Consider the following 20,663-nt stretch of genomic DNA (forward strand, 5'->3'; position numbering starts at 1 on the left):
ATCTCATTACTATCATCGGGCCATTCATCGGCCGTCTGGGAGAACCTTGTTCGTATGATTCGCACGCTGCCCGCCCTGTTTGCCTTGCTGTTCGCTGCGCCGTTGATGGCCGCGCCTGCCGGGCAACAAACGCTGTTCAACTTCGTCAGGCCTGCCGATGTGGTCAAGGTGGCGACCCAGGACGCCAGCCTGCCGCAATACAACGCCGAACAAACGCCCGAAGGCGAGGTGCTGCGCCGCATCACCTTCAACCCGGCGGCCGAGCCGAGCCTGGTGCTCAGCCCGCAAACCGGCGCTTGGGACTGGTCGCAATCCAGCGCCATGAGCCTGCGTATCCAAAGCGCCATGAACTGGGCGCTGACCCTCTACATCAAGGTGCAGAGCGCCGACGGCAAGACCCTGGTCAGCCGCGTCGACCTGCCGGCCGGCCCGGCCCAGACCCTCTTGGTGCCGCTGCAAGCCAACTCGCCACTGAGCCAGGGCATGAAGGCCGGCCCGCCGATGCCTATCACCGTGGACGGCCAGCGGGTGTTGCTGGCCGCCAGCGCCGGAGAAATCGACCGCAGCCAAGTGGTCTCGGTGACCCTGTCGATGATCAAGCCCAACGCGGCCCAAAGCATCCTGCTGGAGCGCTTCGGCGTGCAGGACAGCGAGCCGGTGTTGAAAGCCGCCTACAGCGAATTGGTCGACGCTTATGGGCAGTCGACACGTACGCGCTGGCCGGAAAAGGTCAGCAGCGATGACCAGCTCAAGGCTTTGGTCGCCAAGGAGCAGCAGCAGCTCAAGACCTGGCTGGCCGAGCGAGACAAATCCTCCCTGGACCCATATGGCGGCTGGAACAAAGGCCCGGCATTCGACGCCAGCGGCTTTTTCCGCACCGAGAAACGCGACGGCCGCTGGTACCTGGTGACGCCCGACGGCCATCCGTTCTATTCCCTGGGCGTCAACACCGTGGCACCGGACAACAGCCAGACCTACGTGGCGGGGCGTGAATGGATGTTCGCGGCGCTGCCCAAGGCCGGCGAACCATTCGACAAGTATTACGGCAGCGGCGACAACCGCAGCGGCAACGGTGCCGGCGAAGGACGTGGCTTTGGCTCGGGCCGCTGGTACGACTTCTATGGCGCCAACCTGCAACGCACTTATGGCGGTGAAGGTCTGGACCAGAAGCGCTGGGTTACCCACACCCTCGACCGCCTGCAAGCCTGGGGTTTCAACACTGTGGGCAACTGGAGCGATGCGGACCTGGCCACGGCCGACCGCGTGCCGTACACCTTGCCGCTGTCGATTGTGGGTGACTATGCCAGCATCAGCACCGGCACCGACTGGTGGGGCGGCATGCCCGACCCGTTCGACCCACGCTTTGCCATGGCCACCGAACGCGCCGTGGCCATCGCTGCGCGCGATCACCGCGATGACCCGTGGTTGATCGGCTTCTTTGCCGACAACGAGCTGGCCTGGGCCGGCCCCGGCGACGATCCAAAGTCCCGCTACGCCCTGGCCTACGGCACCTTGCGCATGACTACCGATGTGCCGGCCAAGCGCGCCTTCCTCAAGCAACTGCGCGATAAATACCGCAACGAAGAAGGCCTGTCCAAAGCCTGGGGCATTCATTTGGCGGGCTGGGAGCTGATGGAAGATCCAGGCTTCGAGCCACCGATGCCCAACCCGGAGCACCCGGAAATCGAAGCCGACTTCAAGTATTTCCAGAAAACGTTTGCCGATGCCTACTTCAAGACCCTCTCTGACTCGCTGAAGTGGCATGCGCCCAACCAGCTGTTGCTGGGCGGCCGTTTTGCAGTGAGCACCCCGGAAGCGGTGGCGTCGTGCGCACAGTATTGCGACGTGTTGAGCTTCAACATGTATACCCTCAAGCCCCAGGACGGTTATGACTTTGGCGCCCTGCGCGCATTGGACAAACCGGTACTGATCACCGAATTCAACTTTGGCTCCGCCGACCGTGGCCCGTTCTGGGGCGGCGTGACGCAACTGGCCCGCGAAGAAGACCGCGGCGCCGCTTACAGCGCTTTTCTCAAGCAGGCCATGGCCGAGCCGTCGATTGTCGGCGTGCACTGGTTCCAGTACCTCGACCAGCCGGTGACCGGGCGTCTGCTGGATGGCGAAAACGGCCACTTCGGCCTTGTCGGTATCACCGATGTGCCGTTCCAGGGCTTCGTCGACAGCGTCCGTAAAAGCAATCTTGCGGCAGTCGACCAATTGGGCAAGGCAGCCGAAAAAGCCAAGGCGGCCGGTGCCGTGCGTGAGCACGAAGGTGGCCGATCAGCCCAAGCGGGCAAAGGCGCGGGGCAGGGCGCCGGGCAGGCCGGTGGGCACTCTGGAAATGGCCATTGATTCATCGTTGACGGGTTCACAAAACCGACAATGACTGGAACAATGTCGACCATTTCCTACAGTATTTTCAAGGCGGCTTAGGTGCAGATTCAGGGTCATTACGAGCTCCAGTTCGAAGCGGTACGCGAAGCCTTCGCCGCGCTGTTCGATGACCCCCAGGAGCGTGGTGCCGGGTTGTGCATCCAGATCGGCGGGCAAACCGTCGTCGACCTGTGGGCCGGTACTGCCGACAAGGACGGGGCCGAAGCCTGGCACAGCGACACTATCGTTAACCTGTTCTCCTGCACCAAGACCTTCACGGCCGTTACCGCCCTGCAGCTGGTGGCCGAAGGTAAGCTCAAGCTCGATGCGCCTGTGGCCGATTACTGGCCGGAATTTGCCGCGGCGGGCAAGGAAGCGATTACGCTGCGCCAGTTGCTCTGTCACCAGGCCGGGCTGCCGGCCATCCGCGAAATGCTGCCCACCGAAGCCCTCTACGACTGGCAATTGATGGTCGATACCCTGGCGGCCGAGGCTCCCTGGTGGACACCGGGCGAGGGGCATGGCTATGAGGCGATTACCTATGGTTGGCTGGTCGGCGAATTGCTGCGCCGTGCCGATGGGCGCGGGCCGGGGGAGTCCATCGTGGCGCGGGTCGCACGGCCCTTGGGGCTGGATTTTCATGTGGGCCTGGCGGATGAAGAGTTTTATCGTGTTGCCCACATAGCTCGCAGTAAAGGCAATATGGGCGATGAAGCGGCACAACGGTTACTTCAAGTAATGATGCGCGAACCTGCGGCAATGACCACACGTGCATTTGCCAATCCACCGTCTATTCTGACCAGCACTAACAAGCCTGAATGGCGACGCATGCAGCAGCCCGCGGCTAATGGTCACGGTAATGCACGCAGCCTGGCCGGGTTTTATAGCGGATTGTTGGACGGTAGTTTGCTGGAAAGCGACATGCTCGAACAATTGACCCGTGAACACAGTATCGGGCTGGATAAAACCTTATTGACCCAAACCCGTTTCGGCCTGGGCTGCATGTTGGATCAACCGCAGTTGTCCAATGCCACGTTCGGCCTGGGGCCACGCGCATTCGGGCATCCCGGGGCAGGCGGCTCAGTCGGATTTGCCGACCCTGAACATGATGTCGCATTCGGTTTTGTGACTAATACCCTGGGCCCTTACGTACTTATGGACCCGCGTGCACAGAAGTTGGTCGGAATATTGGCCGGTTGTCTATAAACCCCTTGCTGTTTCACAATTTTTTGTTACAAAGGCAAGTATAAGAAAGATGCTGAACGACACGTTGTAACTTGAATGTTCTTAAGCGTCGGTTTAACGGGTCACGAGACCCCCCTGGTTTTTTCTCATTTTGTGGATATCTCATGTTATCGAACAAGTCCTTGGCACTGGCGCTGTGCCTCACTATTACGGGTTGCGCACAAACTCCCCAAAATGATGCCGAAGGTGGGCATTGGTGGTCATTCGGATCGGACAAGACTGCGACCAAGGACGCAGTGTCCCAAACCGACGCCAAGCCCGATGCCAAGCCTGCCGCGGGCGCCAAGCCTGTTGAGCCCGTCGCCGCTGCTGCTGCACCCGCTCCAGCTGCCAAGGCTGACACCGGTTACAGTTGGTGGCCGTTCTCCACCAAGAGTGCCGAAGAAAAGGCCGCCGATGCCAAGGCTGACCTGAAAGCCGACCTCAAGGCCGCCACCCCGACGTCGGACGCGGCGCCTGTGGTCGCCAAGACCGACACCGGGCCCCACTGGTGGTGGCCGTTCGAAAGCAAGCCAAAGCCCTTGGCCAAGGTCGACGTGACCAACGTGCAGATGCCTGACCCGAAAATCACCCAAGCCTGGCTGGATGACTACGAACCACGCCTGCGTGAGGCCATCAAGGGCAGTACCCTGCAACTTGAGCGTCGCGACAACGTGCTGGTAGTGATTGCCCCTGTCGACGGTTCCTACAACCCGAAGCGCCCGGCGATGTTGCTGCCGGTGACCCTGGGCCCGTTCACCCGTGTAGCCAAGGCTGTCGAGGCTGATCCAAAGACTGCCGTACTGGTCCTGGGCCACGTCGACGCCACTGGCAGCGCGCCGGCTAGCCAGGCGTTGAGCAAGGAACGTGCGCAGTCGATTGCGTCGATTTTCAGCCTCAGTGGTTTGAAGCAGGATCGCCTGATGCTGCGTGGCATGGGCGACCTTATGCCGCGTGCCGCCAACGACAGCAATCAGGGCCGTGCGCTGAACCGTCGCATGGAAATCATGTTCACTCAGCGTACAACGATGTTGGCACTGCTGAGCAAGTACAACTCGGGCAAGACCCCGCCTGTTGCTGAAATGGTTGCCGTGCAAGATGTTCCAGCCCCGGCACCCGCGGCAAAGGCAAAAGCGCCAGCCAAAAAGGCCCCGGCCAAGAAAGCTGCTGCCAAGCCCGCGGCTAAAAAGGCCGCAGCCAAACCGGCAGCGAAGAAACCCGCTGCGGCCAAAGCCAAGGCTGCTGCACCCGCTTCGAACGACCAGGCGAAGAACTGAGCCGTTGAACCACGAGGATAAAGCCGCATGACCCAGGCACTGGCCGATATGCGCCGTGACTACACACGGGACGGTTTGAGCGAGGCCCAGGCCCCGGACGAACCGTTTGCATTGTTCCACCAGTGGTTTGGCGACGCGGTGAAAACCGAACAGCCGCCGGTGGAGGCCAATGCCATGACCCTGGCGACGGTCGACCAGGACGGTCGCCCGCACTGTCGTATCCTGTTGCTCAAGGGCCTGGATGCACAGGGCTTTACCTTCTTCACCAACTATCAGAGCGCCAAGGGTGAACAACTCGCGGCGCGGCCGTTTGCGGCCATGACCTTCTTCTGGCCGACCCTGGAACGCCAGGTGCGCATTGAAGGGCGCGTGGTCAAGGTCACCCCTGAAGAGTCGGACGCCTATTACCAGGTACGTCCTTTGGGCAGCCGCCTGGGGGCTTGGGCTTCTCCACAGAGCCAGGTCATTCGTGACCGCGAGGAACTGCAGGAACTGCTCAAGGCCACGGAACAGCGTTTCAGTGATACCCAGCCCGACTGCCCTGAGCATTGGGGTGGGTACCGTTTGCTGCCCGAGCGCATCGAGTTCTGGCAAGGCCGCGCCAGCCGCCTGCATGACCGCCTCAACTATCGTCTGCAAGGGGCTCAATGGTCCCGCGAGCGCCTGGCGCCCTGAGCCTCACCTTTCGTCATCCCGCCTGAATCAAAGCTATTGCGCTGGAGTCCCTGATCAAGAGACCTCGGTGCTTTCGGCTGCGCGGCTACACTGATCAACAGGTCATGGCATCGTTCGGTGCCATAACCTTGGTTACCGTTCGTCGAGTTTTCTGGTGCTTGCAGTCTGTACTCAGGCTGAATGAAAACAATTTTTTGCCTGGCTTGCCGTGACAGGCGCCAAGCCAGAGCGTTTAATGAATACCTGTCCTTTGGAGTTGATGCTATGCGTAAGTCCGTTTTACTAGTTGCCTGCTTTACCACCCTGTCGTTGCTCCTGGGTGGCTGCGCCTCGAGTCTGACCGGCGACTCGTACTCTCGCGATGAGGCGCGTCGTGTACAGACCGTGCGCATGGGCACCATCGAATCCCTGCGTCCGGTGAAAATCGAAGGCACCAAGACCCCAATCGGCGGCGCCGCAGGCGCAGTCATCGGCGGCGTTGGCGGCAGCGCCATCGGTGGCGGCCGTGGCAGCATCGTCACCGCAGTGATCGGCGCGGTCGCTGGTGGTCTGTTGGGCTCGGCCACTGAAGAAGGCCTGACCCGTACCCAGGGCGTGGAAATCACCGTTCGCGAAGACGACGGCAGCATGCGTGCCTACGTACAAGCCGTGCAGGAAAATGAAATCTTCCGCATCGGCGACCGCGTACGCATCATGACCGTTGACGGTACCAGCCGTGTTACCCGCTAAGCGCTAGCGAACAGGCAAAGAAAAACCCCAGCCGGGTGACCGGTTGGGGTTTTTTTATGCTGTTTTCCCAGAGGGTCAGGCTTTCTTGCGACTCGCCATTGCCGTCACCGCGTACCCGATAAAGGCCGCCAGGATCGACCCGGTCAGAATGCCCATGCGGTCTTCACCGGCAAACTCACTGGCTCCCGGCACAAACGCCAGGGAGCCGACAAACAGGCTCATGGTGAAGCCGATCCCGCACAGGATCGCCACGCCAAGCACTTGGCCCCAGTTGGCGCCGGTGGGCAGCGAGGCGATACCGGTCTTGATCGCCAGCCAAGTCAGGCCGAACACACCGACGGTCTTGCCGATCAACAGGCCGGCGGCGATGCCCATGGGCACGTGGTGGGTGAAGCTGTCCAGGCTGACGCCGCTGAGGGAGACGCCAGCATTGGCGAATGCGAAGAGCGGCAGGATGGCGTAGGCCACCCAGGGGTGCAGGGCGTGTTCCAGCGTCAATAGCGGTGAGGTTTCGGCATTTTTGGTACGCAGTGGAATGCAGAACGCCAGGGTCACCCCGGCCAGCGTGGCATGCACACCGCTCTTGAGTACACACACCCACAGGATCAGGCCGATGATCAGGTAGGGCCCAAGCTTGATCACGCCCAGGCGGTTCATCGCAATCAAGGCAATCAGGCAAGCACCCGCGCCAGCCAGGGATGCGCCGGACAAGTCGGCGGAATAGAACAACGCAATGACGATGATGGCACCGAGGTCGTCAATAATTGCCAGGGTCATCAGGAACAGCTTCAGCGACACCGGTACGCGCTTGCCCAGCAGGGCCAGGACACCCAGGGCGAACGCAATATCCGTGGCCATGGGGATCGCCCAGCCGGCGAGGGCGGCGGGGTTGTCCTTGTTCAGCGCCCAGTAGATCAGTGCCGGCACCACCATGCCGCCGATGGCTGCTGCGCCGGGCAGTACCACTTGGGAGGGCTTGGACAGGTGGCCGTCGAGGAGTTCGCGCTTGACCTCCAGGCCGATCAACAGGAAGAACAGGGCCATCAGGCCGTCATTGATCCACAGCAGCGCCGGCTTGGCGATGGTCAACGCTCCCACCTGTGTGACCACCGGGGTCTCGAGGAAGGCGTTGTACAGGTGCGACAACGGCGAGTTGTTAATGATCAGCGCCAAGGCGGCAGCGGCGATCAGCAACAGGCCACTGGCGGCTTCCAGCTGGAAGAAACGGGTGAAAGTGCTACGCAGAGGCAAGGGATGCTCTCCATTCCAGGTTCAATAGGTGGGTACCCTAACCCGTACTGTTAGTTGTTAAAACAAAAGTTATATTCTTATTTGTTATAAGAAACTGGCCGAGTTGTCGACGCGCCAAAGACTAGCAATTGTGTGTCCAATTGAGTCGTTACTGTATCTGTGTGGAGTGTAGGAAACATCCTAAGATCGAGACTGAAAACCTTTAGAGAACTCATCATGAGCGACCCCCGTACCTGGGCCCGCGAAGCCATTCGCATCATCGAAGCGGACTTCCAGCGGAGCGCCGACACCCACCTGATTCCATTGCCGCTGCCCGGGTTGCCCGGCATCGAGTTGTACTTCAAGGACGAGTCCAGCCACCCCACCGGTAGCCTGAAACACCGGCTGGCCCGTTCACTGTTCCTGTACGCACTGTGCAATGGCTGGCTCAAGCCTGGTGCACCGGTGATTGAAGCATCGAGTGGTTCCACGGCGATCTCCGAAGCCTACTTCGCTCGCCTGCTGGGCTTGCCGTTTATCGCGGTCATGCCTGCTACTACATCCCAGGAGAAGATCGCCCAAATCGCCTTTTATGGTGGAGAGAGTCATCTGGTTCAGGATCCGACGCAGATCTACGCTGAATCCGAACGCCTGGCCAGGGAAAGCGGTGGTCATTTCATGGACCAGTTCACCTATGCCGAACGTGCTACCGACTGGCGTGCGAATAACAACATCGCCGAGTCGATCTTCCAACAGATGCGCTTTGAACAGCACCCGGAGCCCAGCTGGTTGATTTCCAGCCCCGGCACCGGCGGCACTACCGCGACCCTGGGCCGTTATGTGCGTTATCGCCAGCATTGTACCCGCGTGCTGTGTGCCGATGCCGAACGGTCGGTGTTCTTCGACTTCTACCAGAGCGGCGACGCCAACCTGCGCCTGGAGTGTGGCTCACGGATCGAAGGGATTGGTCGGCCGCGAGTGGAAGCGTCGTTTCTGCCTGCGGTGATTGATGCGATGGTCAAGGTGCCAGATGCGTTGTCACTGGCGGCCATGCATTATCTGGCCGAGCGTCTGGGGCGACGGGTTGGCGGTTCCAGCGGGACCAACCTGATCGGCGCCTTGATAGCGGCGCAACAGATGAAAGCGGCCGGGGAGTCGGGGTCGATCGTGGCGATCTTGTGTGATGGCGGCGAGCGTTATGCCACCACCTATTATGATCAGGCGTGGTTGGCGGGGCAGGGGTATGAGCTGGAAGGGTTGATTGCGGCGGTGGCGGCGAGTGTCGAGCGCGGTGAACCGTTGCCCAACACCATCCTGCGCGCCAATATCTGACCCACCGCAAATCAAAATGTGGGAGGGGGCTTGCTCCCGATTGCGGTGTGTCAGTCAAAAATACTGTGACTGAACCACTGCTATCGGGAGCAAGCCCCCTCTTATCAAACTACAAGTAAACTACTGATTTTATAGAGTTAAAATTTAGTCTTAACACCGGATATTTTGGAGGCGGCCTGGGTTGCTGCGCGACGGCGCCACGTCGACGATGTGACCGGGTTGTTGGGTTGTTGGGGCGAGTACATATCCGTTGCTTAGGTAACGGCCACTATAGGTTCCGCCCTTACGGCGGCTCACTTTGCAAAAGCGGCAAAGTAAGCAAAACGCTCTTGCCCCACCACTCGGCACCTCGCTCGGGCTCGGTGTGCCCGTAATCCGCCATGGATTTGGGGGGCCGCCGCCCCGCGCCATCCATGGCGCGGGGCGGCTAAACCGGCATCCCTGCCGGTTTACCCCCCAAATCCCTGTCGAATTCCGGCCAGCGTGGTTTAACGGGGCGCCTTAGATCAAAAACACAGCGAGGCGGCCTTATAGCCGACCTGATCGTTGAAGTGTGCGCGTACCCCTGTGGGAGCGGGCTTGCCCGCGAAGGTCGTTAACGATGACGCTGGAAACCAGACAGAACGCGGCGTTCTCAGGTTTTTCGCGAGCAAGCTCGCTCCTACAGTAAAGCAGACGCGCCGCCAGCGTATCTACGATGCGCAGCGAGTCGCTCTTGATCTTGCTTTTGATCTTAGGCGCCCCGTTAAACCACGCTGGCCGAACGCAGGCTTGAAGCCGTGGGTAACCCGGCAGGACGCCGGGTTAGCCGTCCTGGGCCAGGGATGGCCCATGACGGCGGCCCACGGATTCAAGCCGGAGTGAGGGCACACCGAGCCTAGGCGAGGTGCCGAGTGGTGGGGCAAAAGCGCTTTGGTTACTTTCGCGCTTTTCGAAAGTGACCCGCTGTAAAAGCGGAACCATAAGTGGCCGTTGCCCAAATAACGGATATGTACCCAGGCCGAAAACCAACATCCTGCTCGGCTGTCAGGCCGCCACGGGAGCTAGCTCCCTAGTTTGCTGCGCGACAGCGTCACATCGAAGATGTGATGGGGGCTCCCACATTTTTTACTGCAGTGTTCTCAGGCTTCGATGCCCAACATATCCCGCGCCAACGCCTCGGCGATCCGAATCCCGTCAACCCCCGCCGACAGGATCCCGCCGGCATAACCCGCGCCTTCCCCGGCCGGGAACAGGCCTTTTACGTTCAGGCTCTGCATCGACTCATCGCGGGTGATGCGCAACGGTGACGAGGTGCGGGTCTCGATCCCCGTCAACACCGCATCGTGCAGCGAGTAGCCCTTGATCTGCTTCTCGAACGCCGGCAAGGCTTCGCGGATGGCCTCGATGGCGAAGTCCGGCAAGGCCAGGGCCAGGTCGCCCAATGACACGCCGGGCTTGTAGGACGGTTCTACACTGCCGAGGGCAGTGGATGGTTTGCCGGCGATAAAGTCGCCCACCAACTGCGCCGGGGCCTCGTAGTTGCTGCCGCCGAGGATGTAGGCGTGGGACTCCAGGCGCTCCTGCAACTCGATACCGGCCAGCGGGCCACCTGGGTAATCCACCTCGGGCGTGATACCGACCACGATGCCGGAGTTGGCGTTGCGCTCGTTACGCGAGTATTGGCTCATGCCGTTGGTCACGACGCGATTGGGTTCCGAGGTCGCGGCCACCACCGTGCCGCCCGGGCACATGCAGAAGCTATAGACCGAACGGCCGTTCTTGGCATGGTGCACCAGCTTGTAGTCGGCCGCGCCCAGTTTCGGGTGGCCGGCGTATTTGCCCAGGCGTGCGGCGTCGATCAGCGACTGCGGGTGCTCGATACGGAAACCCACCGAGAACGGCTTGGCCTCCATGTACACGCCGCGGCCATGGAGCATGCGGAAGGTGTCGCGGGCGCTGTGGCCCAGGGCAAGAATCACATGCCTGGAGAGAATCTGCTCGCCGCCGTCGACGACCACGCCGTTCAACTGCCCCTCTTCGATCAATACGTCGGTGACGCGTTGCTCGAAGCGCACTTCACCGCCGAGGGCGATGATCTGCTCGCGCATGTTTTCCACCACGCCGGTCAGGCGGAAGGTGCCGATATGGGGCTTGCTGACGTAGAGGATCTCTTCCGGCGCGCCGGCCTTGACGAACTCGTGCAGCACCTTGCGGCCGTGGAATTTCGGGTCCTTGATCTGGCTGTAGAGCTTGCCGTCGGAGAAGGTGCCGGCGCCGCCTTCACCGAATTGCACGTTGGACTCGGGGTTGAGCACGCTTTTACGCCACAGGCCCCAGGTGTCCTTGGTACGTTGACGCACTTCCTTGCCGCGCTCGAGGATGATCGGCTTGAAGCCCATCTGTGCCAGCAGCAGCCCGGCGAAGATCCCGCAGGGCCCAAACCCCACCACGATCGGCCGCTCGACCAGGTCTGCCGGCGCCTGGCCCACCACCTTGTAGCTGACGTCGGGAGCCGGGTTGACGTTGCGGTCGTCGGCAAACTTGAGCAGCAGGGCGGCTTCGCCCTTCACGTTCAAGTCGATGGTGTAGATGAAGCACAGCTCCGACGATTTTTTACGGGCGTCGTAGCTGCGTTTGAACAGGGTGAAATCGAGCAGGTCATCACTGGCGATGCCCAGGCGCTGCACGATGGCTGGCCGCAGGTCTTCTTCGGGATGGTCGATGGGCAGCTTGAGTTCGGTGATTCGTAACATGACAGGATCCGGTAGGCGGCGGGCGAGAAGGCCGGCTGTTTTGCAAACCGGCGATTATAAGCCCCAATGGCGACTTTCCGTCAGGTTAAAACAGCGCAGGGTCGAATCAGTCGTCCCGCGAGCCGCCAAACGCTGCGCAACCACGCTGCACCTGACCGTTAACCCGCAACTCGGCGCTCATGTGTTGCAGGCTGCCGCTCACGCTGTCGACGCAGCGCTGGGGTGCCACCCACAGTTCGATGTGCTGGTTATTGGCTTCGGTCATCAGGTTGAAGCGGCCGTCGCCCAGCTGTTCTTCGACGTACGGCACTGCCAGCGGCGGTTGGCCCTCACGTTCCAGCACCATGCCCTTGGCCGTGACATTCATCGCCCAGGCCGGTTTATGGCCGTTGGCGCGCAGGATCATGCGCTTGAAGTCCGGGTCGGTACAGGCAGAGGTCGAGCGTTCGACGCGGTACAGCTGTTGCAGGTCCACTTCGCCCTGGGTGCCGGTGGCAACCCCGGAAAACTTGCCGCGCAGGTCGGCAAACAGTGCGCCTTGCTGGCCGGCCAGGGAGGCCGCTTCCTGCAGGATGCTGGTGCCGCCGGTATCCTTGACCACGTAGTTACGCTGGTCGCCGCACGGCTGGAACAACAGCTTGCCGTCCACCGCGGTCAATTCACCCTGCATCCGGGTCAGCCCGACGGTAGACGGTTTGGCTGGCTCGCTTTCAAACAGCTGGCAAGCGGTGAACAAAGGAAGCAAGGCACACAGGGCGAGGGTACGGGCGGCACGCATATTGGGTCTCCAAACAAGTGCCGCCACGTTACGCAGCCTGGCGCTGCATCACAAGCCCGCTCGCCGGCTTCAGGGGTTTCTGACAGACATCAAATTCAGCCGACGATAAAGGTCTGGCCGGTTTGTAGGCCCTCGACGCTTTTTGCGTAAGCCAGTGCCACATCGGCAGCTGGGGCTGGTTTGTAGCCACGGAAATACGGTGCATAGCTGCCCATGGCCTCCAACAGCACCGTCGGGCTCACCGAGTTAATGCGCAAGCCGCGTGGCAATTCAATGGCGGCCGCTTTGACGAACGCATCCAGTGCACCGTTGACCAACGCCGCCGAGGCGCCGGTGCGGATCGGATCACGGTTCAGGATGCCGCTGGTGAAGGTGAACGAAGCGCCGTCGTTGGCATACTCGCGACCGATCAGCAGCAGGTTGACCTGGCCCATCAGTTTGTCACGCAGGCCCAGTTCAAAGTCGCTTTCGCTCATCTCACCCAAGGCTACGAAGTTGACGTTGCCCGCTGCGCAGACCAGTGCGTCGAACTTGCCGGTTTGCTCAAACAATTTACGAATCGAAGCGCTGTCGCTGATGTCCACCTGGAAATCGCCGCTGGTGCGTCCGATGCTGATCACTTCGTGACGCTGGCTCAGCTGCGCCTTCACTGCCGAACCGACTGTGCCGCTGGCACCAATCAATAGGATTTTCATCATGCTGTTCCTCTGGGCTAATTACTTGTAGGAGCGAGCTTGCTCGCGAAAAGCTCAAGGTCGCCGGCGTGCAATCAGGCTTACCGCGTGATCGTTGACGTTCTTCCCGAGCAAGCTCGCTCCTACAGGAGTTGGGATTTGCATTGAGTCTAGTGTGGCTTTTTCAGCGGATAAACGAGCTAATAGGCAACCTTTGGTTTTCAAATGGAAACAATCCATGAGCGAAATGGATGATCTGGCGGCCTTCGCGGTGCTGATTGAAGCAGGCAGCTTTACCCTGGCCGCCGAGCAACTGGGTTGCAGCAAGGGGCAGCTGTCCAAGCGCATCAGCCAGTTGGAAGCGCAGTTTGCCGTGGTGCTGCTGCACCGTACGACGCGCAAACTGAGCCTCACCGCCGCCGGCGCGGCGTTGCTGCCCCAGGCACAAGCGTTGGTGGTGCAGGTGGAGCGCGCGCGCCAGGCATTGGCGCGGCTCAAAGATGATTTGACCGGCCCTGTGCGCATGACCGTTCCGGTCTCGTTGGGTGAGACCTTCTTTGATGGCTTATTGCTGGAGTTCTCCAAGCAATACCCGCAGGTGCAGGTCGAACTGGAGCTTAACAACAGTTACCGCGACTTGGCCCGGGATGGTTTTGATTTGGGCGTACGCTCCGGCGCCATCGAACATGAACGCCTGGTGGCCAAGCCTCTGCTGGCGTGGCGCGAGATGACCTGCGCCAGCCCGGCCTATCTGGAACAGCACGGTGAACCACTGACCCCGGCGGACCTGGCGACACACATCTGTTTGCTCAACAGTCACTACAGCGGCCGCGAGGAATGGCTGTATCACCAGCAACACGAATTGCTGCGGGTACGGGTGAGCGGCACGTTTGCCTCCAACCACTACAACCTGCTGAAAAAAGCCGCGCTGGTGGGCGCCGGTATCGCGCGTCTGCCGTCCTACGTATTACCGAAGGAACTGGCTGACGGCCGGTTACGCTGGCTGCTGCGCGACTATCAGACACGCAGCATGCCGATGTACCTGGTGCATCCCTACCAGGGTGGCCTGCCGCGGCGCACCCAGGTATTGGTCGATTACCTGGTGGACTGGTTCAGGCGCAGCGGCGAGGCGTTGGATCGACTTTAACGCAAGCGACGGGCAATCCAGTGGTCGATGGACAGGCTGCCCGGCCCCTTGGCGAGCAACAGCAACAGCAGCGCAATCCAGGTGCCGTGGGTCGGATAGGCATCCGGGTAGACGAACAACTGGATGGTCAAGGTCATGCCGATCAGGGCCAGGGCCGAGAAGCGCGTGGCCAACCCCAGCAGGATCAGCACCGGGAAAAAGTGCTCGGCAAAGGTCGCCAGATGCGCGGCCACTTCCGGCGACAGCAACGGCACGTGGTACTCGCTGCGAAACAGCCACAACGCCGACGCAGCAAGCTTGGGCTCGCCCCATTGGAATGTGCCGCTGACCAGGTCGATGGCAAAGCCTTCGACTTTGGTTTGCCCGGATTTCCAGAACACTGCCGCAATGGAAAATCGCGCAATAAACGCGATCAGGCTGTAGGGGATGTTTTCGAACAGGGCGACGGCCCGTTTTACCAGGCAGGGAGCGGGCGTGTTCATGACGATACCTTTTGTTCCAGATGCAAATGAGTAATGGCGTCGTGGCTGATCAACAGCGTGAGACATTGGTGCAGGTCGAATTCGGCCGCGTTTTCAAGCGCATTGGTAACGGCCACCTCTATCCTGGCGCCGTGCTTGAGGCTATTGATAAAGATGACCGAGCCACTGTCGATGGCGAAAACCTTGACCGCCAGCCCTTGGCGCAAGACCAGTGCGCCCTGGGCATGCCAGGGGTTCAACGTGGCGATAGCGTCCTCGGCCTGGTGCGCGGCCCATACCGCGACGATTGCGTAGGGGGAGTTCAGCGTGGCGAGCGACGGGTGCAGTTGCACACGCAGATGCCCCAGTTGCTCTGCGCCTTGCAGTTGTTGAAGAACGCTGGGCTGGTGCAGCACCTGGCGATCCGCCGCGTGGTAGGCGCGGACCCGCAGGCGTTCCAATCGCGCTATATCTGCCAGGTAAGGCACGCTCGAAGCCGGCTCAAACCCTTGGATAAAGTCAGCCAAAAAGTTGCCGTATTCGCTGATCAACGGGCTAGTGGGCGGATAAGCCTGGACGTACAGGCCGGCCATGGCGTGGAAAAACTCATCGCCGACCAATCGCCGCACCACCGGATAAGCAGCCGCCAGTCCATTGATCAAGGAGCTGTGAACGTTATTGCGATACACCGCGAAGCGGCTCGCCGGGTCGGCACCGTTGCTGCTGAACACACCTTCGGGACAGGCTGCGGCGGGCGTCAGCAAAGCCTGAGCAAATGCCTGTTGAATACTCATCGGGCTACCTGCGACAAATACCATTGGGCTTGCTGCGCCTCGGCTTGCAGCACGCTGAACGCCGGGACCTGATTATCCCGTTCGATCAGCGTGGCTACCGGCCCGGTCCGTGCCAGTACCTGTTCGTACAACTGCCACACGGCGTTATCGATAGGCGCGCCGTGATCATCGATCAGCAGGCGGTCACCCAGGCTGTCGGTGTCTTCAGCAAAGCCCGCCAGATGAATCTCACCGACTGCGCGCAATGGCAGGGCATCGATATAGGCAAGTGGGTCGCGCTGGTGATTGATACAGGAGACATAGACGTTGTTGACGTCGAGCAGCAGGCCGCAACCGGTGCGGCGGATGATCTCGCCGATGAAGTCGGTCTCGTCCAGGGTGGAGCGCTGGAACTGCAGGTAGGTCGAGGGGTTCTCCAACAGCATCGGCCGCTTGAGTGTGCTTTGTACCTGGTCGACGTGGTCGCATACCCGGCTCAGGGTGCTGGCGTCGTAGGCCAGGGGCAGCAAATCATTGAGAAACACCGGGCCGTGGCTGGACCAGGCCAGATGTTCGGAAAAAGACTGGGGTTGATAGCGTTCGATCAGCATGGCCAGGCGCGCCAGGTGTTCGCGGTCCAGTGGGCCTTCGCCGCCGATGGACAGGCCCACGCCGTGCAGTGACAGCGGGTACTGCGCGCGGATCAAGCCCAGGTAGTGATGAAATGGGCCGCCGGCCACCATGTAGTTTTCGGCGTGTACTTCGAAAAAACCAATGTCAGGGCAGGTCTCTAGTACATGGGTGAAGTGCTGGGTCTTCAGCCCAAGCCCGGTCCGCAAGGGCAGGCCAGGTGCCTGAGCCGGTGAGACCATGGAGTCGGGTGTTGGCGTCATCATCAGTACTCAGGCTTGCGGGGGGATCAGGACTTGGCGGTGAAGGCGGCTTCCTGGCCGAAGCCGGTCGGCGAGGTGGTGCTTGGGGTCTTGGTGCAGGTGCCGGCGGGCACCAGTTTCCAGGCGTTGGCCTGGTCTTTGGTCTTGGAGGTGCCAGCGCAGGAAGTGCCTGCACCCGCGGCGCAGTCATTCTTGCCGGCTTCAGCCACGCCGAAGCACTTCTGCATGTCGTCGGCCGCATGGGCGGTGGTGCTCAGGGCGGACAGGCTCAGGGCCGAGCCCAGGGCCAGGATGAGGGAGGCGGCGGACAGTTTGGTGGTCATGGGTATAACTCCAGCAGTGGGTTGAATGAGCGGGCTTGATTGCCTGCTTGCACCACTAGAGAGAGGGGGGGTGAGTTCGTTACAAAGAGTTCGAAAATAATTCGAAAATCTTTCAGTACACACAAAAAAATGTGGGAGGGGGCTTGCTCCCGATAGCGGTGGTTCAGTCATCAGATGCAGTGACTGTCACCCTGCCATCGGGGGCAAGCCCCCTCCCACATTTAGATCCGGTTTACTCAGTTACCGGTCTTAGCCGCCAAGGTACGCCTCCCGCACCTTCGGGTCCGTCAGCAGTTGCTCGCCAGTCCCCTGCATCACCACCCGGCCGTTTTCCAGCACATAGGCACGGTCAGCAATTTTCAGCGCCTGGTTGGCGTTCTGCTCCACCAGGAACACCGTTACACCGTCCTTGCGCAGCTGTTCGATGATGTCGAAGATCTGCTGGATGATGATCGGTGCCAGGCCCAGGGACGGTTCGTCCAGCAGAAGCAGCTTGGGCTTGCTCATCAGCGCCCGGCCGATGGCGAGCATTTGCTGCTCGCCGCCGGACATGGTGCCGCCGCGCTGGCTGAAGCGTTCCTTGAGGCGCGGGAACAGGTGCAGCACCTTGTCCATTTGCTCCTGATAGTCGCCCTTGTCGGTGAAGAACCCGCCCATGGCCAGGTTCTCTTCCACGGTCAGGCGCGAGAACACCCGACGACCCTCCGGTACCACGGCGATGCTCTTGCGCATGATTTCGGCGGAGTGCTTGCCCACCAACTCTTCACCCATGTAGCGGATGCTGCCACTGTGGGCCTGGGGTGAACCGCATAACGTCATCAGCAAGGTCGATTTGCCGGCACCGTTGGCGCCGATCAGGGTGACGATCTCACCCTGGCGCACTTCCACATTGACATCGTGCAGGGCTTGGATCTTGCCGTAGAACGTGGAAACGTTTTCGAATTGCAGCATTTTACGCTTCCCCCAAGTAGGCTTTGATCACTTCAGGATTATCGCGGATCTGCTCCGGCGTCCCGTCGGCCAGCGGCGTGCCCTGGTTGATCACGACAATGTGGTCGGAAATGCTCATGACCAGTTTCATGTCGTGTTCGATCAACAGCACCGTGGCGTTGTTTTCCTCACGCAGTACGCTGATCAACGCCTTGAGGTCTTCGGTTTCCTTGGGGTTCAGGCCGGCGGCAGGTTCGTCGAGCATGAGGATCCGCGGGCGGGTCATCATGCAGCGGGCGATTTCCAGGCGACGCTGCTGCCCATAGGCCAGGGTGCCGGCCGGGCGGTTGGCGAACTCGGTCAGGTTGACCTTGTCCAGCCAGTACGCCGCGTACTCCATGGCCTCGCGCTCGCTCTTGCGGAACGCCGGGGTCTTGAACAGGCCTGCGAAGAAGTTGGTGTTCAAGTGACGGTGCTGGGCGATCAACAGGTTCTCGACCGCCGTCATGTCCTTGAACAACCGCACGTTCTGGAAGGTACGCACCACGCCTTTGCGGGCGATTTCGTGGCCGGCCAGGCCCTGGATCGGCTGGCCATCCAGCAGGATGCTGCCACCGCTCGGCTTGTAGAAGCCGGTAAGGCAGTTGAACACCGTGGTCTTGCCGGCGCCGTTGGGGCCGATCAGCGCTACCACTTGTTTCTCTTTGACGGTCAGGGCCACGCCATTGACCGCCAGCAAACCGCCGAAGCGCATGCTCAGGTTTTCGACTTTCAGGATCTCGCGGCTCATTTGCGCAGCTCCATGTGTGGACGTTGCATGGGCAGCAGGCCTTGAGGGCGCCAGATCATCATCAGCACCATCAAGGCGCCGAACATCAACATGCGGTATTCACTAAAGTCGCGCATCAGTTCGGGGAGCAGTGTCATTACCACGGCAGCCAGAATAACGCCCAGTTGTGAACCCATCCCGCCCAATACGACAATTGCTAGAATGATCGCCGACTCGAGGAAGGTAAACGACTCCGGTGTAACCAGCCCCTGACGTGCAGCAAAGAAGCTGCCGGCAAAACCGGCGAATGTCGCCCCGAGGGTGAATGCCGAGAGTTTGATGACTGTCGGGTTCATACCCAAAGCCCGACAGGCGATCTCATCTTCCCGTAGTGCTTCCCAGGCTCGGCCGATCGGCATTCGCAGCAAGCGATTGATTACGAACAACGTCGCCAGCACCAGTAGCAGGGCAATTAGATAGAGAAACACTATCTTGTCAGATCCGCTGTAAACCAACCCGAAGTACTCATGGAACGTCTGCCCGCCATCAGGCGCGGTTTTATCGAGTGGAAGACCGAAAAACGTTGGCTTGGGAACGTTGCTTATGCCGTTTGGCCCTCCGGTGAGGTCCGTCAGGTTGCGAAGAAATAGACGAATGATTTCACCGAAGCCCAGCGTTACGATTGCCAGGTAGTCGCCGCGCAGTCGCAACACTGGAAAACCCAGGAGGAAACCGAAAGTTGCGGCCATCATTCCGGCGATTGGTAGGCAGATCCAAAAGCCCCAACCGAGGTAGTGCGATAGGAGTGCATAGGTGTAAGCACCAACAGCGTAAAACCCTACGTAACCCAGATCGAGCAAACCCGCAAGACCTACTACGATGTTCAACCCCAAGCCAAGCATCACGTAAATCAGGATCAAGATACCGATATCCACCGCGCCTCGGGAGCCAAAAAACGGCCATACGAGGGCGGCGGCGACTAGGGCGATGATGATGTAACGCTGCGTACGCGGGAGAGTCAGGAATTCGCTCACCTTGGGTGGAACCAACGGACTACGATTACGCTTGAACAACGCACCAAGCTGGTGGGTGAACAGTACCCGCAAAAACATCAGCACCGAGCACACGGCAATCACGCTCAGCGTGAGCGGCCCGGTGCCATGCACTTCCAGGTTGATGCCGACAATGCTCAGCTTGAGACCGAGTACCGGAAAGGCCACGGCCCATACCAGCAAGGCGCTGAAAAACGCCGATTTAAGATATCTGCTCATACTTTCTCAACCTCCGGACGACCCAGGATGCCGGTCGGACGGAACAACAACACCAGAACCAACAGGCCGAACGCCACGACGTCCTTGTACTGGTCACCGAAGATATCGGCGCCAAAGGCTTCGGCCACTCCCAGCACCAGCCCGCCGAGCATGGCGCCCGGAATGCTGCCGATGCCGCCCAATACCGCTGCGGTAAAGGCCTTGAGGCCCACCAGGAAACCGGCGTTGGGGTTGATCACGCCGTATTGCATGCTCAGCAACACGGCCGCCACGGCCGCCAGTGCGGCACCGATGACGAAGGTCAGGGCGATGATGTTGTTGGTGTTGATGCCCAGCAGGTTGGCCATCTTGATATCTTCGGCGCAAGCCCGGCAGGCGCGCCCCAGACGGGAGCGGGAGATGAACAGGGTCAGGCCCAGCATGGCCACCAGGGTGACGACGAAGACCAGGATCTGCATGTACGAAATCAGCACTTCTTGTGCGCCACCCGGGCCGAAGGAGATGCTCCCCGGGATCAGGTTGGGAATGGACTTGTCCTTGGAGTCCTGGGACAGCAATACGGTGTTCTGCAGGAAAATCGACATGCCGATGGCGGAAATCAGCGGGATCAAACGGTTGCTGCCACGCAAGGGACGATAGGCAACCCGCTCGATACTGTAGCCATAGGCACTGGTCACGATGATCGACGCCAGGAACGCAGCGGTCATCAACAGCGGCAGGGAGTGGATCCCCATCATGGCCAGCCCGGCGAGGGCGATGAAGGCCACGTAGGAACCAATCATGTACACCTCGCCATGGGCGAAGTTGATCATTCCAATGATGCCGTAAACCATTGTGTAGCCAATGGCTATCAAGGCATAGGTGCTGCCAATGGTCAGGCCATTAACCAGCTGTTGGAAAAAATGATAGATCTCAGGCATTACAGCGCTCCTAAAAACCCGATACGCATTTCACTGGTGGAGTCATTTCCGGCTCGGTGCCCTGTTCTGTGACCAGGTTGCACAAAGCGTTTGCCAGCGAACCGCTGGTGACGGTTTTAAGATTTTCAGGTGAGCCAGCGCCCGGATCG

The 20,663-nt window shown here is 60.4% G+C and carries 19 protein-coding genes and 1 pseudogene; 8 read left to right on the forward strand and 12 right to left on the reverse strand.

All coding sequences use genetic code 11. From position 1 onward, the window contains the following. The first annotated feature begins 54 nt into the window (after positions 1–54). The 5 genes from QYQ93_RS07570 to QYQ93_RS07590 all read left to right on the forward strand — a co-directional run bounded on the left by QYQ93_RS07570 (position 55) and on the right by QYQ93_RS07590 (position 6,278). A complete protein-coding gene (locus tag QYQ93_RS07570; protein ID WP_338476640.1) occupies positions 55–2,352 on the forward strand; it encodes a beta-galactosidase in 2,298 nt (765 codons plus the stop codon). An 81-nt stretch (positions 2,353–2,433) separates the two neighbouring features. After that, positions 2,434–3,579 (forward strand): EstA family serine hydrolase, encoded by a 1,146-nt coding sequence (locus QYQ93_RS07575; RefSeq protein WP_043051581.1) that lies wholly within the window; start codon positions 2,434–2,436, stop codon positions 3,577–3,579. Between the two features lie 143 nt (positions 3,580–3,722). Further along, positions 3,723–4,874, forward strand: coding sequence for an OmpA family protein (locus tag QYQ93_RS07580; RefSeq protein WP_217880385.1), 1,152 nt, complete (start codon positions 3,723–3,725; stop codon positions 4,872–4,874). A 27-nt stretch (positions 4,875–4,901) separates the two neighbouring features. After that, on the forward strand, positions 4,902–5,549 hold the full coding sequence (gene pdxH / locus QYQ93_RS07585; protein ID WP_043051583.1) for a pyridoxamine 5'-phosphate oxidase: 648 nt from the start codon (positions 4,902–4,904) through the stop codon (positions 5,547–5,549). Between the two features lie 264 nt (positions 5,550–5,813). After that, entirely contained in the window at positions 5,814–6,278 is a 465-nt protein-coding gene (locus tag QYQ93_RS07590) for a glycine zipper 2TM domain-containing protein (RefSeq protein ID WP_003189251.1), read from the forward strand. Positions 6,279–6,353: 75 nt separating this feature from the next. Here the strand turns inward: QYQ93_RS07590 and nhaA are convergent, their stop codons facing one another. Then, positions 6,354–7,529: a Na+/H+ antiporter NhaA gene (gene nhaA, locus QYQ93_RS07595; protein WP_338476641.1), complete on the reverse strand. Its 1,176-nt coding sequence runs from the start codon at positions 7,527–7,529 to the stop codon at positions 6,354–6,356. A gap of 216 nt (positions 7,530–7,745) precedes the next feature. Between nhaA and QYQ93_RS07600 the strand changes: the two genes are divergently transcribed. Together QYQ93_RS07600 and QYQ93_RS07605 are read left to right on the forward strand one after the other, a co-directional pair. Continuing rightward, positions 7,746–8,840 carry a PLP-dependent cysteine synthase family protein gene (locus QYQ93_RS07600; RefSeq protein WP_043051585.1) on the forward strand — a complete coding sequence of 365 codons (1,095 nt, stop codon included), beginning with the start codon at positions 7,746–7,748 and terminating at the stop codon, positions 8,838–8,840. A 546-nt stretch (positions 8,841–9,386) separates the two neighbouring features. Then, positions 9,387–9,509, forward strand: a pseudogene (locus tag QYQ93_RS07605) (outer membrane lipoprotein carrier protein LolA); the annotation flags it as partial. 452 nt (positions 9,510–9,961) lie between these two features. Here the strand turns inward: QYQ93_RS07605 and QYQ93_RS07610 are convergent. The 3 genes from QYQ93_RS07610 to QYQ93_RS07620 all read right to left on the reverse strand — a co-directional run bounded on the left by QYQ93_RS07610 (position 9,962) and on the right by QYQ93_RS07620 (position 13,048). After that, entirely contained in the window at positions 9,962–11,575 is a 1,614-nt protein-coding gene (locus QYQ93_RS07610) for an NAD(P)/FAD-dependent oxidoreductase (RefSeq protein ID WP_124376782.1), read from the reverse strand. A 106-nt stretch (positions 11,576–11,681) separates the two neighbouring features. Then, entirely contained in the window at positions 11,682–12,353 is a 672-nt protein-coding gene (locus tag QYQ93_RS07615) for a COG3650 family protein (RefSeq protein WP_124376783.1), read from the reverse strand. Between the two features lie 95 nt (positions 12,354–12,448). Next, a complete protein-coding gene (locus tag QYQ93_RS07620) occupies positions 12,449–13,048 on the reverse strand; it encodes a short chain dehydrogenase (RefSeq protein ID WP_043049976.1) in 600 nt (199 codons plus the stop codon). A gap of 217 nt (positions 13,049–13,265) precedes the next feature. On the opposite strand from QYQ93_RS07620, the gene QYQ93_RS07625 reads away from it, so the two are divergent. Then, the gene (locus tag QYQ93_RS07625; protein WP_043049977.1) at positions 13,266–14,174 is read left to right on the forward strand and encodes a LysR family transcriptional regulator; all 909 of its coding nucleotides are present in this window, start codon (positions 13,266–13,268) and stop codon (positions 14,172–14,174) included. Here the strand turns inward: QYQ93_RS07625 and QYQ93_RS07630 are convergent. The 8 genes from QYQ93_RS07630 to livH all read right to left on the reverse strand — a co-directional run bounded on the left by QYQ93_RS07630 (position 14,171) and on the right by livH (position 20,514). Next, entirely contained in the window at positions 14,171–14,656 is a 486-nt protein-coding gene (locus QYQ93_RS07630; RefSeq protein WP_124376785.1) for a DoxX family protein, read from the reverse strand. The two genes, QYQ93_RS07625 and QYQ93_RS07630, sit on opposite strands and share 4 nt — an antisense overlap. Then, positions 14,653–15,429 carry a DNA-binding domain-containing protein gene (locus QYQ93_RS07635; protein WP_338476642.1) on the reverse strand — a complete coding sequence of 259 codons (777 nt, stop codon included), beginning with the start codon at positions 15,427–15,429 and terminating at the stop codon, positions 14,653–14,655. The genes QYQ93_RS07630 and QYQ93_RS07635 overlap by 4 nt, the downstream gene beginning before the upstream one ends. After that, a complete protein-coding gene (locus tag QYQ93_RS07640) occupies positions 15,426–16,304 on the reverse strand; it encodes a DUF692 domain-containing protein (protein WP_338476643.1) in 879 nt (292 codons plus the stop codon). Before QYQ93_RS07640 ends, QYQ93_RS07635 begins: the two co-directional genes overlap by 4 nt. A 23-nt stretch (positions 16,305–16,327) precedes the next feature. Beyond that, a complete protein-coding gene (locus QYQ93_RS07645) occupies positions 16,328–16,624 on the reverse strand; it encodes a DUF2282 domain-containing protein (RefSeq protein ID WP_043049981.1) in 297 nt (98 codons plus the stop codon). Between the two features lie 249 nt (positions 16,625–16,873). Further along, entirely contained in the window at positions 16,874–17,575 is a 702-nt protein-coding gene (locus tag QYQ93_RS07650; RefSeq protein WP_034118512.1) for an ABC transporter ATP-binding protein, read from the reverse strand. Position 17,576: 1 nt separating this feature from the next. Further along, positions 17,577–18,344 carry a high-affinity branched-chain amino acid ABC transporter ATP-binding protein LivG gene (gene livG / locus QYQ93_RS07655; protein ID WP_005785832.1) on the reverse strand — a complete coding sequence of 256 codons (768 nt, stop codon included), beginning with the start codon at positions 18,342–18,344 and terminating at the stop codon, positions 17,577–17,579. Continuing rightward, entirely contained in the window at positions 18,341–19,594 is a 1,254-nt protein-coding gene (locus QYQ93_RS07660) for a high-affinity branched-chain amino acid ABC transporter permease LivM (protein ID WP_338476644.1), read from the reverse strand. The genes livG and QYQ93_RS07660 overlap by 4 nt, the downstream gene beginning before the upstream one ends. Continuing rightward, positions 19,591–20,514, reverse strand: a complete 924-nt coding sequence (gene livH, locus QYQ93_RS07665) for a high-affinity branched-chain amino acid ABC transporter permease LivH (protein WP_003193535.1) — start codon at positions 20,512–20,514, stop codon at positions 19,591–19,593. The genes QYQ93_RS07660 and livH overlap by 4 nt, the downstream gene beginning before the upstream one ends. Between the last annotated feature and the right edge of the window lie 149 nt (positions 20,515–20,663).

The organism is Pseudomonas khavaziana, assembly GCF_036704165.1.
Taxonomy (GTDB): domain Bacteria; phylum Pseudomonadota; class Gammaproteobacteria; order Pseudomonadales; family Pseudomonadaceae; genus Aquipseudomonas; species Aquipseudomonas khavaziana.